This window comes from Armatimonadota bacterium, from assembly GCA_031459715.1.
Lineage (GTDB): Bacteria > Sysuimicrobiota > Sysuimicrobiia > Sysuimicrobiales > Humicultoraceae > Humicultor > Humicultor tengchongensis.
The window spans coordinates 14429-30557 of sequence record JAVKIA010000030.1; the positions used below are offsets into that span (position 1 = coordinate 14429).

The 16129-nt window shown below is 70.2% G+C and carries 14 protein-coding genes and 1 tRNA gene; 7 read left to right on the plus strand and 8 right to left on the minus strand.

The genetic code is table 11. The features are described 5' to 3' along the window. Positions 1–12 precede the first annotated feature (12 nt). From QN152_10560 to QN152_10570, 3 genes are all read left to right on the plus strand, one after another. Positions 13–1200: a pyridoxal phosphate-dependent aminotransferase gene (locus tag QN152_10560; protein ID MDR7539951.1), complete on the plus strand. Its 1188-nt coding sequence runs from the start codon at positions 13–15 to the stop codon at positions 1198–1200. A gap of 88 nt (positions 1201–1288) precedes the next feature. Then, positions 1289–3181 carry a DUF2207 domain-containing protein gene (locus QN152_10565; GenBank protein MDR7539952.1) on the plus strand — a complete coding sequence of 631 codons (1893 nt, stop codon included), beginning with the start codon at positions 1289–1291 and terminating at the stop codon, positions 3179–3181. Positions 3182–3211: 30 nt separating this feature from the next. Further along, positions 3212–3412, plus strand: coding sequence for a hypothetical protein (locus QN152_10570; protein ID MDR7539953.1), 201 nt, complete (start codon positions 3212–3214; stop codon positions 3410–3412). A 58-nt stretch (positions 3413–3470) separates the two neighbouring features. On the opposite strand, the gene QN152_10575 is transcribed toward QN152_10570, so the two are convergent. Genes QN152_10575 through QN152_10585 form a run of 3 tightly spaced genes read right to left on the minus strand, consistent with a single transcriptional unit; the run spans position 3471 to position 6030 of the window. Next, positions 3471–3938, minus strand: a complete 468-nt coding sequence (locus QN152_10575; protein ID MDR7539954.1) for a dual specificity protein phosphatase family protein — start codon at positions 3936–3938, stop codon at positions 3471–3473. Positions 3939–3955: 17 nt separating this feature from the next. Next, the gene (locus tag QN152_10580; GenBank protein ID MDR7539955.1) at positions 3956–4699 is read right to left on the minus strand and encodes an alpha/beta hydrolase; all 744 of its coding nucleotides are present in this window, start codon (positions 4697–4699) and stop codon (positions 3956–3958) included. Beyond that, entirely contained in the window at positions 4690–6030 is a 1341-nt protein-coding gene (locus QN152_10585) for an aspartate aminotransferase family protein (protein ID MDR7539956.1), read from the minus strand. The genes QN152_10580 and QN152_10585 overlap by 10 nt, the downstream gene beginning before the upstream one ends. A 197-nt stretch (positions 6031–6227) precedes the next feature. On the opposite strand from QN152_10585, the gene QN152_10590 reads away from it, so the two are divergent. The 4 genes from QN152_10590 to QN152_10605 all read left to right on the plus strand — a co-directional run bounded on the left by QN152_10590 (position 6228) and on the right by QN152_10605 (position 8397). Further along, positions 6228–6776, plus strand: coding sequence for a prepilin-type N-terminal cleavage/methylation domain-containing protein (locus tag QN152_10590; protein ID MDR7539957.1), 549 nt, complete (start codon positions 6228–6230; stop codon positions 6774–6776). A 157-nt stretch (positions 6777–6933) separates the two neighbouring features. Further along, the gene (locus tag QN152_10595) at positions 6934–7383 is read left to right on the plus strand and encodes a hypothetical protein (GenBank protein ID MDR7539958.1); all 450 of its coding nucleotides are present in this window, start codon (positions 6934–6936) and stop codon (positions 7381–7383) included. Positions 7384–7511: 128 nt separating this feature from the next. Further along, positions 7512–7588: transfer RNA gene (locus QN152_10600), tRNA-Thr, on the plus strand. Positions 7589–7845: 257 nt separating this feature from the next. After that, positions 7846–8397, plus strand: coding sequence for a Uma2 family endonuclease (locus tag QN152_10605; protein ID MDR7539959.1), 552 nt, complete (start codon positions 7846–7848; stop codon positions 8395–8397). Here QN152_10605 and QN152_10610 read toward each other — a convergent pair. The 5 genes from QN152_10610 to QN152_10630 are packed head-to-tail and all read right to left on the minus strand — an operon-like array spanning position 8394 to position 15754. Further along, positions 8394–9305, minus strand: coding sequence for an SWIM zinc finger family protein (locus QN152_10610; protein MDR7539960.1), 912 nt, complete (start codon positions 9303–9305; stop codon positions 8394–8396). The two genes, QN152_10605 and QN152_10610, sit on opposite strands and share 4 nt — an antisense overlap. After that, positions 9305–12382, minus strand: coding sequence for a DEAD/DEAH box helicase (locus QN152_10615; protein ID MDR7539961.1), 3078 nt, complete (start codon positions 12380–12382; stop codon positions 9305–9307). The genes QN152_10610 and QN152_10615 overlap by 1 nt, the downstream gene beginning before the upstream one ends. A gap of 42 nt (positions 12383–12424) precedes the next feature. Next, on the minus strand, positions 12425–13309 hold the full coding sequence (locus QN152_10620; GenBank protein ID MDR7539962.1) for an ABC transporter permease: 885 nt from the start codon (positions 13307–13309) through the stop codon (positions 12425–12427). Continuing rightward, positions 13302–14222 (minus strand): ABC transporter permease, encoded by a 921-nt coding sequence (locus QN152_10625; protein MDR7539963.1) that lies wholly within the window; start codon positions 14220–14222, stop codon positions 13302–13304. Before QN152_10625 ends, QN152_10620 begins: the two co-directional genes overlap by 8 nt. Continuing rightward, entirely contained in the window at positions 14207–15754 is a 1548-nt protein-coding gene (locus QN152_10630; GenBank protein ID MDR7539964.1) for a glutathione ABC transporter substrate-binding protein, read from the minus strand. The genes QN152_10625 and QN152_10630 overlap by 16 nt, the downstream gene beginning before the upstream one ends. Between the last annotated feature and the right edge of the window lie 375 nt (positions 15755–16129).

Below are 16129 nucleotides of genomic sequence, written 5' to 3' on the forward strand. Positions count from 1 at the left end.
GGAGGCGGGACAGTGGAGCTGGGTCTGGCAGGACGTATGAACCTGCTGGGGACCGAGACGGCGTTCGAGGTCCTGGCGCGGGCGAAGGCGCTGGAACGGCAGGGACGGCACATCATCCACCTGGAGGTGGGGGAACCCGACTTCGACACCCCACAGAACATCAAGGACGCCGCGGTCCAGGCGTTGCGCGACGGGTTCACCCACTACACGCCCACGGCCGGGCTGTGGGAGGCGCGCGAAGCGGTGGCCGAGTACGTCGGCCGGACCCGCGGCTTCCATGTCTCTGCGGAGGAGGTGGTGCTGACCACCGGCGCCAAGCCCATCATGTTCTTCGCCATGCTGGCCCTGATAGAGCCGGGCGACGAGGTGATCGTGCCCGACCCGGGCTATCCCATCTACGACTCCATGGCCCGCTTTGCCGGAGGCACGGTGCGGCCGCTGCTGTTGCGGGAGGGGAACGATTTTCGGATCGATCCGGAGGAGTTCCGCCGCCTGATCAGCCCGCGGACGAAGCTGGTCGTCCTCAACTCCCCCCACAACCCCTGTGGCTCTGTGCTCTCGCTGCAGGACCTGGAGGCCATCGCTGGGGCGGTGGCGCCGACTTCCGCCTGGATCCTCTCCGACGAGATCTACGGGCGGATCACTTACGACGTGGAGGCGGCAAGCATCGCCAGCCTGCCCGGGATGCGTGAGCGGACCATCATCCTCGACGGGTTCTCCAAGACCTACGCCATGACCGGCTGGCGCCTGGGCTACGGAGTGATGCCGGTGCCGCTGGCGGAGCGCATCACCCAGCTGGCCACCAACGCCACCTCCTGCGCCGCGGCCTTCACCCAGGTGGCCGGTGCCGCGGCGCTGCGCGGGCCGCAGGACTCGGTGGACCGCATGGTAGCGGAGTTCCGCCGCCGTCGCGACCTGATGGTCAAAGGGCTGAACGCCATCGAGGGCATCACCTGCCGCACGCCGCGGGGAGCGTTCTACGTCTTCCCCAACACCAGAGCCGTGGACCCGGACAGCGCCCGCCTGGCCTCCTTCCTGCTGAACGAGATGGGCGTGGCGGTACTCTCGGGAACGGCCTTCGGCCCCGGCGGCCAGGGGTACCTGCGTCTCTCCTACGCCAACTCCGTGCCCAATATCGAGGAGGCGCTGCGGCGCATCGCCGAGGGGGTGGCTCGCTACCGGGCGGCGGCCACGGCCTAGGGCACCCCACGCATCGCATGCGGTTCCTGGGGACCACGCCTCCAGCGCAGCTCAATGCCCCGGGCAGGCGAGCAGCCTGCACCGCGCGGTGAGGCTCCCCGCGGCCCACCTGCTCCTTCTTGCCGCCGTCGCCGCGGCCGGCGTGGGGGTGTGGGTCTGGCCGGCCGAGGCCAAGTCCTTCCGCTTCTCCCGTGTGGAGATCGATGCGGAGGTGCGGCCCGACGGCTCCATGCGCGTGGTGGAGCGCCGCACCTACGTCTTCGACGGCTCCTTCCGCTTTGCCACGCGCGACGTGGTGTTGCGGGGTGCCGGTGAGATCCGGGAGATCAGCGTCGCCGATGACCACGGAGCCTACCGTCTGGCCGGCGGTGAACAGCCGGGTACCTTCCAGGTGCGGCGCGGCCCCGGGCAGGTGGAGATCACGTGGTTCTACCGGGCGCGGGACGAGGCGCGCACCTTTGTGATCTCCTACCTGCTGACGGATGTGGTCACGGTCTGGCGGGACGTGGCTGAGGTGTACTGGAAGTTCGTGGGCGCGGAGTGGGACGTTCCCTCCGAGGAGGTGGTGGTGTCGGTCCGGTTGCCCGGTCAGGTGCGCAGGGAGGAGATCCGGGCCTGGGGCCACGGGCCGCTGCACGGGGTGGTGACGGTGGAGGACGGACTGGTGCGCCTCGCCGTGCGCGGGCTGCCGGCCTTCACCATGGTGGAGGGGCGCGTCCTCTTCCCCCCACGGGTCGTCCCGCACGCGGCGAAGCGCCACGACCGTGCGGCCCTGGAGGCGGTCGTGGCCGAGGAGAGCGGGTTCGCCTCCCGGGCCAACCGGGAGCGGGCGAAGGCCCGCGCCGTTGTGGGGGCATGGATCGCCTACCCCGTGGCGGTGCTGGGCCTGTTCCTCTACCTTTACCTGCGGTTCGGGCGGGAACCCGAGCCGCGCGTCCCCGATGAATACTACCGGGAGCTGCCGGGCGATTACCCACCCGCGGAGTTGGGCGTCCTGTGGCGCTTCCGCCGCGTGCGTCCCGAGGACTTCGTGGCCACGGTGATGGACCTGGCCCGCCGCGGGTACCTCCGGATCGAGGAGCGGGAGGCCGGGGGCGACGACGAGTACGTGCTCACTCCTGTCCGGGACGTCGCCAGCGGGGGCAGGGCAGGGGAGCGAGAGGCCGCAGGCAGTGCGACTGCGGGGGGGACCACCGCAGTCAGCCCGACGGGAGGTGAAGCGCTGCAGACCTACGAGCGGAGGGCACTGGAGATCCTCTTCGGGCGGCGGGGGCGACCCCTGGAGGTGTCGCGGCGTGACGGCATCAGGGGAGAGGCGAAGCGGCGGCTGCAGGAGGGCTTTGCTCAGTGGGCCCGCCTGGTCACCGGGGCGGCAGCGCGCCACGGCTGGTTCGACACGAAAAGCTCGTTGCTGCGCACTGCTGTGCGGGTCGGCGGAATCGTCCTGGCCGCGGGCTCCTTCTTCGCCCTCTTCGTCTTCGCCGTGGCCGCGCCTCGGGCGGCGATCCTGGTGCTGGAGGGCATTCCTCTGGGTGTGGTCCTCAGCCTGTTCGCCTTCGCCATTGACCGGCGCTCGCCCGGGGGCGCCGACGAGTTCCGTCGCTGGCGGGGGTTCCAGCGCTTCCTGCGAGACTTCTCCCAGATGAAGGACCAGCCTGTCCCCGCCCTGGCGCTGTGGGAGCACTACCTGGTCTACGCCATTCCTCTGGGCGTCGCCGACCGGGTGCTGCGCCAGCTCCGCGCCCTCTACCCGGCGGCCGAGTTGCAGCAAAGCGGCATCATGCGCTGGTACTCCCCCTCCTCAGGGTGGGGGCGCGGGGACGGTGTCAGTCTGGTGGAGAGCTTCCGCACGTTCACCTCCGCCTTCACCAGCACAGTGGCTACGGCCGCCTCCCCGCCCAGTGGAGGCGGGGGCGGCGGCGGAGGGCTCTCCGGAGGCGGCGGAGGCGGTGGTGGTGGCGGGGGAGGCAGGGCCGGGTAGGTCGCAGCAACCAAAAGGGGGGAGGCGGCATTGGCGCGACTTCCGGAGTTCGCCACACCAGAGGAGGAGCGCGCCTACCTCGAAGGGGTGAAGGCGCAACTGGACCGGGCGCAGACCAAGGAGGAGGTCGTGGCCGTCTGGCGGCAGCACTACCTGCGGATCGGCCACCGTAAGCTGGGGCGGCTGCTGCTCGGCCGGCCCCTCGAGGAGGTCCTCAGGCCACGGGGCTGAGGCGGAGCGGTGGCAAACCCTGAGCCCCGCGGCGAAGGCTCAGGGGGGTGCGGGAGCTTCAGGCTCCACGGGCGAGACGCAGCGCCTCCAGAACCTCAGGGTAGGGAGCAGCCTGGGGCCGGCAGCGGATGATCCTGGACAGCGCCCGCTCCATCGGCTCTCCCTGAACCTTACAGAGATAGGCCAGGGCGATGCTGGGGGAGCGGTTGGCCCCGGCGGTGCAGTGCAGGTACAGGACGTGGCCCCGCCGCAGCAGCCGCCGCACCGCCTGTACCGCCTCATCCATCCGGGCGATCACGGCCTGCGGCGACCAGTCCTCAATGGGCAGGTGGTGCGCCTCGACCCCCGCCGCATCGTACCATTCCTTCAGCCGGGCCCAGGCCAGCCCCAGAGCCGCCAGGTCCTCGTCGGTCTGCAGGCACAGCACCGCAGTTACCCCGCGGCGCTTCAGGCTGGCGACATCGTCCGGCGTCAGCGGCGCCCGGCCCACGAGGAGGTGGGGGAGGATGAACGAGGCGTCATCCATGGTCGAGGTGGAATCCTTCACCGCGGGGGGACCGCCCGGGCGATGAAGACCAGTATTCTCCCCGCGAGGTCCGCGCCGTAGGGAGAGTCGAAAAGGTAAGTACCGTGGGCGCTGCCGGGGTAGATGTGCAGCGTTCTAGCGCCCCCGGCGGCGGCGTACATGGCGCGCATCGCAGGTGTCACGCTGTCACCCCCGCTGCTGATCCACAGGGAGGGCATCCGCAGGCGGGCCAGCTCCGCGCTGCTCACCACAAGACCCCGGAAGGCCTGCGGGCTGCTGATCACCACCAGAGCCCCGGCGCCGTCCCCGGCCGCCACCTTGATGGCGGCGGTGCCCCCCATGCTGGCTCCGACCAGCGCCACCCGCTGCACACCCTGGCCGCGCAGGTAGGCTGAAGCGGCCCGGACGTCCCGGTCGATCAGGTCGATGCGCCGCGGGCCCCCTGACTGCCCGTAGCCGCGGAAGTCGAAGGCCAGTGCGCGGAATCCCTCCGCTGCCAGCTGCCGGGCGAAGGGATGCCAGCTCGTCTGGTCGGTGGGGAACATGTGCGCCAGCACCACACCCGCAGGCCCGCTGCCAAACAGCGTCCCGGCCAGGGTGATCCCATCGGAGGTGGTGAAGCTGACGGGCTGGCCGCTGGGCCCGGCGCCGCCTGCACCGGCTGCTGCAGCCTGCTCGCCGGTGGCGACATCCGCCGTGCCGGCCGCCAGAAGCACCGCCAGGAGAACGGCCGCGGTCCCGCACCGCGCGTTCACAGACACGCCACGATCGCCTCCCGCAACACCTGCACGATCCGGTCGATCTGCGCCTCGGTGGTGACAAACGGCGGCGCCAGGCAGATTACGTCGCCGATGGGGTGCTCACCGCTCTGCCCCACACGGATGCGCGCCACCAGCCCGCGCTGCCGCGCCTGGGCCAGCACCCGGGCACCCAACCCGACGGCCGGGGTCTTCGCGGCCTTGTCCTCGACCAGCTCCAGGCCGCACATCAGGCCCAGGCCGCGCACATCGCCCACCACCGGCAGGTCGGCCAGCGTGCGTAGCCCCTGGAGGAGGCGCTCGCCCAGCGTCCCCGCCCGGGGCACCAGGGCCTCTCGCTCCAGGATGTCCAGGTTGGCCAGGCCCACCGCGCAGCAGGTGGCGTGGGCGGAGTAGGTGGCCGCGTGCATGAAGCGCTCCGCGGGCGGGGCCTCAGCGATGGTCCGGTGGATCTCCCGCGAGACCATAACCCCGCCCAGCGGCAGGTAGGCGCTGGTCACCCCCTTGGCAAACGTGACCATGTCCGGCTGCACGCCCCAGTGCTCCAGGGCGAACCAGCGACCGGTGCGGCCAAAACCGGTGATGATCTCGTCGGCGATGAACAGGATCTGGTATTCGTCGCAGATCTGACGCACCCGGGGGAAGTAGTCCGGGGTGGGAGGGATCACCCCGCCTGCACCGATCACCGGCTCGGCGATGAAGGCGGCGACGGTGTCCGGGTCCTCAGCCTGCAGCGCCGCCTCCAGGGCGTCGGCCTGTGAGCCGGGGTAGCGGTAGGGATACGACGGCAGGATGTGGCCGAAGCCCGGGACCGGTGGCCCAAACATCCGCTGGAAGGCGGGCATCCCCGTGGCGCTCATCGCCCCCAGGGTCACGCCGTGGTAGCTGTGGATCCGGGAGATGATCTTGGACTTCTGCGGCCGGCCGCGCCGCCGCCAGTAGTAGCGGGCGATCTTGAAGGCGGTCTCGGTAGACTCAGCGCCCCCGGTGGTGAAGTAGACGCCGGAGAGGTTGGGATAGGCCAGCCCGACCAGCCGTTCCGCCAGGCGCACGGCGGGCTCATTGGTGAACCCCACGTAGGCGCTGGTGTAAGCCAGGCGGCGCATCTGTGCGGCAGCGACCTCCGCCAGCTCGGCGCGGCCGTGGCCGACGTTGACGTTCCACAGGGAGGCCAGGCCGTCAATGTACTCCCGTCCGTCCACATCCTTCAGCACTGCGCCCTGTGCTTCCGCCACCACCAGGGGCGGGGTGTGGTCGGCCGGGAAGTGCAGCGGGTGGATCAGGTGCTCCCTGTCTGCCTCAACCAGCGTCTGGCGTGCTGTGCGGCTTTGCATCGGCTCTTCTCCCTCGAGGTGTGGTCGGTTCCGGACGCGATCGATCCGGGGTCCCCCATGGCTAACATTCCGTCCCGCGGCGGGGAAGCCCTGCGCAGGGCGGGCACCGGCAGCTTCCCCCGTAGAGCTGTTGCTGTGCGGCTTCCCCCCTCAAAGCCGTCGCGTCTGCCGATACAGAGGTCAGGAGGAGGGAGAACGTGCCCGGCGACCGCGGGCTGACGTTGATTGAGGTGATCGTTGCCCTGGCCCTGCTGGGGACCGCGCTGGCGGCCATCGCCGGCACGGTGCAGGGGGCGTTCCGCGCCATGCTCCTGGTCGAGCGCACGCTGGAGGTGCAGCAGAACGCGCGCATTGCCGTCGACCGGATGGCAGATGAGCTCCGCTGGGCTGAGGCCGTCCTGGACGACGCCCGCTGCGCCGGCCTGTGCGCCGACCGGATCACCGTGCGCATCTCACCGCACAACCCCCGCCGCCCGGGCGAGACCTACGTGGTCACCTTCCAGCGAGACGAGGTGCAGCGCGAGCTGGAGCGGCGTCTGGGCAGCGCTGTGAACAACCTGGCCGGGTTCATTGAGAGCCTGGTCTTCCGGTACTTTGGACCTGACGGGACAGCGGCCCTCCGCCCGCAGGAGGTCGCCCGGGTGGAGGTGGCGGTGGTAGCCGCAGCGCCCTCCCCGGGAGCCACGCGGACTGTGACGACGGAGGTCTTCCTGCGGAATCGCCCGGCACCCACGCCGGCTCCATGAAGCCGGGCATTGGCGGCGCCTGATTCGATCACCCGGCTCCGCGGCCGGCCACCGCCCTCTGCGCGTGCTGACTCCTGCAGCTTTGACACGGTCGTTACACTCCTGATGGATCGTAGGCCGTAGCCTGTGAGAAAGAGCTCCCAAAGGAGGAATCAGCGTGAGGGTCTATTTGAGCGTTGTCCTGCTCATCGCTGCGGTCTTCGCTCTGCCGCCGGTCGCGCGAAGCCAGGATCCGGTGGCTGCGGCCCGCGCACAGCTCACCACCGCCCGCTTCCACGCCGGTGAGCTGGCGCAGCGGGGCGCGGCGGTGGCGGCGACGCAGCTGCACCTGCGGCACGTGGTGAACTGCCTGGAGGGACCGCAGGGGAAGAACTTCACCGCCGCGGCCGGCCACCCATGCCAGGGCCAGGGGAGCGGGGCGATTGTGGACCTGCGGGCTGCTTCGGCCTCGGGCCACGCCGGGGCGGAGAGGGCGCTGACCTTCGCCAGCGCCGGCCTGACCGTGGTCCTGCAGGGACTGGCCAGCACCGACGTCAACGAAGCCCAGCCGTTTGCCGCGGTGGTGGCCAGGCAGATGGACGCGGCGTTAAGCGCCCTGGGGCGGTAGCAGCCGGTGGGGAGTGGGGCGCGCGGGGTGTCCTGGTATGCGGAGCGCCACGGGTTGGGGCGCCTCCGGCGCGCCGGGTTCTCCTGAATGGCCAGGGTTTCCGGCCGGGCGTATAATGCGGGTGAGCCGCCGCCGTAGCTCAATCCGGCAGAGCACCGCACTTGTAATGCGGGGGTTGGGGGTTCGACTCCCCCCGGCGGCTCCAGATGCACGACTTGGCATTGCTCCTTCGGCTGCGGGATGATTTGACCACTCCTCCCCGACCTTAAGCGGTGGGACTCGGTTGCAGGTGCTGCGGATCTCCGTCCTGCTCCTTCCTCACAGTGTCCTGCGGGTGCTGCCTGTTTCCCGTAGCCCCTGAATTTCTCGCATGAGCTGCCGAGAACAGGTCTGGAGATGCGTGGCCCGGAGGTCAACCTGCTGCTACACTGGGAGGAGCCGGATCAGGGGAGGTAGCGGGTGATGGCCACCAGGGCCCGTTTGACCGCCAGAGACCTGTGGGAGCGCGGCAAGAGCGACCTCAGGCTGGAGCTGGTCAACGGACAGATCGTTGAGATGCCTCCTCCGGGGGGCCTCCACGGCCGCGTCACGGTGAAGATTGCTTCCCGGCTGGATGAGTATGTGAGACAGCATGGTGGGGGAGAGGTCGTTGCGGGCGATGTGGGTTTTGTGCTGCATCTACCTACCGACCCCGAGCGGGTCAGGGGTCCCGACGTCGCCTTTATATCAACCCGGCGACTGCCGGAAGGCCAGCTTCCGGAGGGCTTTCTTGAGGGAGCCCCGGACCTGGCCGTCGAGGTGCTGTCCCAGAGCGACAGCCCGGTGGACGTTCAGCAGAAGGTACGGGACTGGCTGGAAGGCGGTGCCCGACTGGTCTGGGTTGTGGCGCCCCAGGCCAGGACCGTCACGGTGTACCGGCCTGATGGCTCGGCCCGACTCCTTCGGGATCAGGAAATGCTCGAGGGGGAACAGGTCTTGCCCGGGTTGACGATCCCCCTCGGCGAGGTCTTCTAGGCGCTGACCATCTTAGTCCCGTTGGCCCCCGCCCGAAGCGCCAGTTCCCTGGCCAGTTCCGCGGCCGCCGCCACCGCGGGGTAGAGCAGGTCCGTCGGGTTGGAAGGAAGCCCCCAGGAAGGCGGGGCGCCGAGCTGGCGCAGCACGGCACCGCTTACGGCAGGCCGGGTGATGTGGAATGTCAGGTCGTCGGTGTGTTCGCGGAAGCGCTCGTACTGTTCGGGGGCCACGGCGGAGGAATGGATACTGGCCTCCCTGCGGGCACGGCGCGCCCTGGGCGGTGCAGCCGCTTCCGGTGCGGCGCGGTGCCGCCGCAGCGCATCCAGTACCTGCTCTCTGCTGCGGCCGCGGAGCTCGAAGAGGAGGAAGGGGTCGCGGTCGAAAGCCTCCCCCAGCACGTAGTGGACAGCGGCCACGTGCTTGCACGGGTTCGCCCAGTCGGGGCACGTGCAGCGGGTGGACAGGTCGCGGGTCGACTCGGGGAAGAGGCTGCCGCCCGCCGAGCGGAAGGCCTGGTCGATCTCCTGCGGCATCTGGCCGGTCAGCAGCCTGGCGGCGAACGCCGCCCGTCTGGCCATGACCTCGATGGCCTTCTCCCACACCCGGTCGGCCAGCGCTGCCACGCGGATGGTCACCTGGTAGGGCCGGGGGCGGGAGCCGGTCACCAGCGCCCTGATCTCGCCCCCCTCCACATCCAGGTCGTGCACCCGACCCTGGCGGGCGTAGCTGCGTCCGCGGCGGAGGCGGGCGGCGTACGTGTACCCCAGGTGTTCTAGCGCTTCGATCCACCGCTGCCCCCACCAGGTGGCACCGAAGCGCTTCACCTTGATGCCGTGCCGCGGCGGCGGCAGCTTGGGCGGCGGGGGCGGAAAGTAGCGCCATGGCGGGGTACCCCAGTCCCAACCCATCAGCGGGCCCTCCGCCGCAGCCGGGCTGGTTCCGCGGCCTGCTCAACGTCGTCGCCGACCGGGGCATCCGCCGAGAGCGCCAGCAACCGGCGCAACTCGTCCGTTTCCAGCTCCGTGATCCACGCCTCCCCGGCGCCGATGACCCGGTCGGCGAGTGCCCGCTTGTCGGCCAGCAGGGCGTCGATCTTCTCCTCGACCGTCCCGGCGGTCAGCAGCCGGTACACCTGGACCACCCGCTGCTGCCCGATGCGGTGCGCGCGGTCGGTGGCCTGGTCCTCCACGGCGGGGTTCCACCAGCGGTCGAAGTGGAAGACCCGCGAAGCGCGCGCCAGGTTCAGTCCCGTGCCCCCGGCGCGGAGCGAGAGGACGAACACGCCCGGTCCCTGCCCCTCCTGGAAACGCCGCACCAGCCGGTCTCGCCTGGCCCGGGGCACACCGCCATGGAGGAAGAGCACCTCCACCTGTAGCGCCTGCTGCAGGTGGGCCACCAGGCGCTCACCCATCTCGCGGAACTGGGTGAAGACCAGAGCGCGGTCGCCCGCGGCCATGGCCTCCTCCAGCATCTCGGTCAGCCGGTCCAGCTTTCCCGACCGGCCGGAAAGGGGTCCCGGCTCGTCCAGGTAGTGCGCCGGATGATTGCAGATCTGCTTGAGCGCCACCAGCAGCGCCAGCACCAGCCCGCGGCGCTGCATGCCTTCGGCTGCCTCAATCTTGGCCATCGCCTCCTCCACGGCCGCCTGGTAGAGTGTGGCCTGCTCGCGCGTCAGCGTGCAGATGACCGGGATCTCCTGCTTGGGTGGCAGGTCCGGGAGGATCGCCGGGTCGCTCTTCTGGCGGCGCAGGACGAAGGGAGCCACCAGGCGGCGCAGCTCGGTGGCGGCGCGCTCGTCGCGGTAGCGTTCGATGGGCACGGCGAACCGCCGGCGGAAGCGCTCCTGGGGGCCGAGCAGCCCGGGCAGGCAGAAGTCCAGGATCGACCACAGCTCTGCCAGGCGGTTCTCCACCGGAGTGCCGGTCAGCGCGAACCGGTGCGAGGCCGGAAGCGCCCGCGCCGCCCGGGCCTGCAGCGCGGCGGCGTTCTTGATGTTCTGGGCCTCGTCCAGCGCTACCACCGCCCAGGGGACGGTAGAGAGTGCAGCCGCGTCGCGGCGCAGCAGGGCGTAGGTCGTCACCACCACGGCGTGGGGCGGCAAGGCCCGCAGGGCTTCGGCACTTCGCTGCGGCCCGTGGTGGCGCACCACCGGCAGCGTGGGCGCAAAACGCGCCAGCTCCCGCTCCCAGTTCCCCAACACCGAGGTGGGACAGACGACCAGAGTGGGGCGCAGGTCGTCCGGCCGGGCCCGGCGGCGGGCGAGCAGGAAGGCGATCAACTGGACGGTTTTCCCCAGGCCCATGTCGTCCGCCAGGCAGCCGCCCAGGCCCACCTCAGCCATCAGGCGCAGCCAGGTCAGCCCGCGTTCCTGGTAGTGCCGGAGCGTCCCGGCAAGATCCGGCGGTGGGGATGCGGGCTCGACGCCGGCCCGCAGGCGGTCCAGCAGCGCCGCCAGCGCTCCCTCAGCAACGACTTCGACCTCACCCTCGCCGTCGCGCGGCACCCGTCCGGCCAATGCGGCGGCCAGCGCCTGGGGGGCCGGCAGCGCCCCGCCGCGCACCTGCTCCAGGAGACGGCCGATCTCGGTGACCTCGCTGGGATCCAGGACCACCCACTGCCCGCGCCACCGCACCAGCGGCCGCTTGAGCGCCACCAGTTCGCGGAATTCCTCCGGTGAGAGGGTCTGGTCGCCCAGCACCGCCTCCCAGCGAAAGTCCACCAGGGCATCCAGTGAGAGGCCGGCCGGCACCACCCCCGGCGCCGCGCGACCGGTGCCCACGCGCATGCGCAGCCTCAGGCGGCGCTGGCCGTGGGCGGTCAGCTCCGCGGGGAGCAGCACGGTTACGCCCGACTCCACCAGGAGCGGGGCGCCCTGGGAGAGGAACTGCCAGGCTTCTTCAGTGGACAGCGCCGCCCGCTGGGGCCGTGCGGTCTCCAGGCTGCGCTCGATGGCCGGCACGGCGCGGGCGGCGGTGGCCAGGCCCTTCAGGAGGTGCTCCTGTGGCGCCTCAAAGGTCTGGTCCATCCAGCGGAGGCGGGCCCGGGCCGCCCAGATCCGATCGGCCGGCACGCGCAGGCTGGGGTCGCCCGGGGCCTGCAGGAAGTAGTGGAGGACCCACGGCTCTGAAGCCGCCGCGGGGGGGTCGAGCTTCAGGCACAGCCGCGGCGCTGAAGTCGCCTGCGCGCCCCGGGCCGGTGCGGCCCAGGCGTCGAGCTCCTGCGGCAGCACCCTGCCCAGGAAGCCCTCCAACCCAAACGTGGGGTCGGGGCCGATGAGGGCGGCGATCAGCCGTTCTTCCCAGGGGCGCTGCTCCCCGTTCCCCCGAGGATGCACTGAGGGGCCGGCGCGGCGCAGGGTGCCTGTGCTGTCTGGAATCCCGGGAAGCCCGGCGTATGCGCGCCGGACCAGCGCGTCGGCGACAGTGTCGGCGAAATGGAGCAGCAGCGCCTGCGGCGTCCAGATGGCTGTAGGCCAGCTCCCCTGGGCGCGGCCCGAGGAAGCTCTGGTGTCACGGCCTCGGCTGCTGTGTCCATCGGAGGCCCCGGCATCTCCCAGATGGGGCACGGCGTGCGCTGCCGGAGGGAAGCTCCGTGCCAGACGAAAGAACCGCTCGCCGTCTTCGGGCAACGCCAGGGAGACACCCCAGCGTGCCTCCAGTCCCGAAGGACCGCGTCGCACCAGCGGGACGACGCGCTCCCGGGCCACCAGGTCCAGGCACAGCTTCGCCGCCAGACTCCACGCCGCGACCGAGGCGGGAGCGCGCCCCAGATCCCGTGCCTCCAACGCCGCCAGTGCGGCGACCCCTTCCAGCAGGTCGACGGCCACCCCGCGCACACGTCGCGCCCGCCCGCGGTCGGTCACCACCTGCGCAGTGTCGGGACGGCCCAGCGCCACCAGCGGCCCGGTGACGGCCTCGCCATCGGGCCGCCTGCCCCAGAGGAACAGGCGCGGCGCCGGAGAGGGGTGGTAGACGAGATGCATCATGTGAGCAGGTCAGGATCCGGGATCAGGTTCCTCGCCGTCAGCTTACACCTTCATGCGAGGGTCCAGAGCATCGCGCAGGCCGTCACCGAGGAGGTTGAAGCCGAAGACGACCAGCGCCAGGGCCACGCCGGGAAAGACCGCCACCCACGGCGCCACCCTCAGGTAGACCCGCCCGCTGGCCAGCATGGCGCCCCATTCGGGCAGAGGGGGCTGGGCGCCCAGGCCCAGAAAGCTGAGCCCCGACGCGGTCAGAATGACATCCGCGAACCGCAGGCTGGAGATGACAATGACCGGAGTCAAGGCGTTGGGGAGGATGTGCCTCCACAGGATTCGCCAGTCAGAGGCGCCGAGGGCACGCGCCGCCTCCACGAACTCCTGAGTACGCAGGGCCAACACCGAACCCCGCATGACCCGCGCGTATAGAGGTACCGAATAGATCCCCACGGCCACAAGCACATTCTCCAGGCCCGGCCCCAGGAAGCTGACGATGGCCAGCGCCAGCAGCATGCCGGGGAAGGCCAGGAGGATATCGATGAGCCGCATGGTGACCTGGTCTGCCCGTCCACCCAGGTATCCTCCCGCTGTGCCCAGCCCGCCGCCCACCAGCAGCCCGAACCCCACCCCGGCCAGACCGATGAAGGACGAGATCCTGGCGCCGTGAACAATCCGGCTGAGGATGTCGCGGCCGAACTCGTCCGTCCCCAGTGGGTGCGGCCAGCCGGGGGCCCGCAACGCCCTGGCCAGACTCTGCTGAAAGGGATCGAAGGGCACCAGCCGGTTTCCCACAACTGCTGCCATGACAAACACCAGGACGATGGTCATCCCTGCCAGGGCGGCGCGGTTCCGCAGCAGGCGCAGCCAGGCCAGAGCCCAAAGAGAGCGGTAGCGGCGCGCCGGGGCCAGGGGCGCGACAGCGAGGCTAGGCATAGCGAATGCGCGGGTCGATGAAGGCGTAGGCTACATCCACGATGAGGTTGACCAAGGAGTAGGTCAGGGCCACCAGGAGGACCCCGCCCTGGACGACGGGATAGTCGCGCATCTCGATGGCATCCACGATGAGCCGGCCGATCCCCGGCCAGGCGAAGACGGTCTCCGTGAGCACGGCCCCAGAGAGCAGGCCGCCAAAATTCAATCCCACCACCGTGACGGTCGGGATCAGGGCGTTGCGCAGGGCGTGGGCCCAGACCACCAGGCGCTCGCTCAGGCCTTTGGCTCGCGCGGTGCGGATGTAGTCCTGACGCAAGACTTCCAGCATACTGGCCCGCGTGATCCGGGCCACCACCGCGGTCAGAGCAGTGCCCAGCGTGATCGCCGGCAGGACCAGGTGTGCCGGACCGTCCCTGCCCGTGGCGGGGAGCCAGCCCAGGTACAGTGAGAACAGGAGCATCAGCATCAGGCCGAGCCAGAAGATAGGCATGGAGATCCCCACCAGCGCCACCGCCATGCTGGCATAGTCCAGGAAGGTGTTTTGATGGGTGGCTGCCAGGATCCCGGCGGAGACTCCCAGTACGGTCATGATGAGCAGGCTGGCCAGCGCCAGCCGCAGCGTGTTGGGAAAGCGGGCGGCGAGCTCGACGGTTACGGGACGGCGACTCCTGATGGATTCGCCCAGGTCGCCTCGGGCAACCCGGCTCAGGTACTGCAGGTACTGGACCGGGAGGGGGGCATCAAGCCCCCACTCCCGGCGCACCGCCTCCAGCTCCGTCTGCGTGGCCTCCGGGCCGGCGATGAGCCGTGCCGGGTCTCCCGGCACGGCCCGCATGAGGACGAAGACCACCGTCAGGACCCCCAGGAGAACCGGCAGCAGCAGTAGAAGCCGACGCCCTACGTACCCGGCCACTTAGCCTCCCGCACCAGGATGATCTCGATGGGGAGGACCTGGATGCCCGCCAGGCCCCGCTTGATTCCCACGAGCTGGTACATGGTGTGGAGGAAGATCCACGGCGCATCGTCAAAGATCACCTGTTGCACCTGGCGGTACACGGCGGCGCGGGCCGCCGGGTCGGCTGTGCTCATCCCCTGCTGCAGCAGGTCGTCCACCTTGGGGTTGCAGTACCCGGTGTTGTTGTTGCCTGCCGGCGGGAGCATGGTGCACATGAAAAGCGGCCGCAGGCCCCAGTCGGCGTCTCCGGTCGACGGTGCCCACCCCAGGAGGAAGAGCTCGTACCCTCCTTCCCTGGGTCCGCGGTCCAGGGTCCGCAGGTAGGCACCCCACTCCCAGCGACGGAACTCCACCCGCAGTCCCACGGCGCTCAGGTATCCCTGAACCGCCTCAGCGGCGGCCCGGTCCATGAAATAGCGCCCCTCGGGGGACCACAGGCGGACGGTGGTCCCTTCGGCCACTCCCGCTTCCCGCAGGAGCGCTCTGGCCTTCCCCACATCGTACGGATAGGCCCCTGCCTTGGCGTAGCCCCAGTTCCCCGGGGCGAGCGGAGAGTCGGCCACCTTCCCGAACCCGCGCAGGATGGTGTTGACGATGGCGCTTTTGTCCACCGCGTGGTTGAGGGCCTTGCGCACGCGCACGTCGTTGAAGGGCCGCACGGTCACGTTGAAGCCGATGTAGATGATGCGGTTACTGGGTCTGCGGATCAGGACCAGCCTGCGGTTCTTGGTCAGCCGGTCGACCTCCAGGGCGGGCACGTTCACAGCCACGTCGGCCTCGCCGCTTTCCAGCATGACCACCCGGGAGGCGTCCTCCCGCACAAAGCGGAAGACGAGCCGCTCCGCGGCGGGCTTGGGTCCCCAGAACCGCTCATTTCGCGCCAGCACGATGCGGTCTCCGGGGATCCACTCCACAAAGCGGAACGGCCCCGTCCCCACCGGATTGAGCCCGATCTTGTCTCCGTAGCGGCGCAGGGCGACGGGGCTGACGATTCCTCCGGCTCCGTGGGCCAGGTGCGCCAGCAGAGCCCCAAACGGCTTTGGCGTCACGATCCTGATGGTGTACGGATCGACCACCTCCGCAGACTTGATGAAGGGCTGGTAGAGGCTGGTCCGCCGGGTGGGTTTGGCCGGCGTGGTCACCCGGTCCAGGTTGACCTTCACCGCCTGTGCGTTGAACTCGCTCCCGTCGTGGAACCTGACCCCCCGCCGGAGGTAGAAGGTCCAGGTCAGGTGGTCGCTGGAGACTTCCCATCGCTCGGCCAGCGCCGGGATGATCTGCAGGCGCTCGTCGAAGGTAACCAAGTTGTCGTAGACGTGGCGCACCACCGTCTCAGATGGGTTGTCGGTCTGGTTGGGCGGGTCGAGGGTGACGGGTTCGGCTCCCAGGACGTAGACGAGCTGCGCCGGCACCTGTGCCCCGATGGGCGCTGCGGGAACGATCAGCCCGATGGCGAGGCTGACAAGCACAACAGCTATCCCTCTCGGCATCTCTCCTCCCTCCTCACGCGTCCTCCTCGCGCAGTTTTTCACCGGCGTTGCGTTCCCAAGAATACTATACGACCGACCGCGGAGGTCTGAACGGGCATCGCCGCCCGCTGCGGGCCCTGGTGACGCCGCCGGTGATCCCGCATGCCTGCTGGCCGGGCCCGGGTCGGGGCGAACCGGAAATCGGGTCTCCACCCGATGCCTGTGAACCATGCTGTCTGGGTACAAATGTCTTGGTTTGCTGCTTGTCTTGTCCGCTTTAGGAGGATGATGGACGATGCTCCCCCGCCGCGCGCCCTGGCTTCTGGCGGCCACCGCCCTGATGGTCGCCCTGACCGTCACCGCGCCCCCACCGGTCCGCGCCCAGTACGAAGAGCT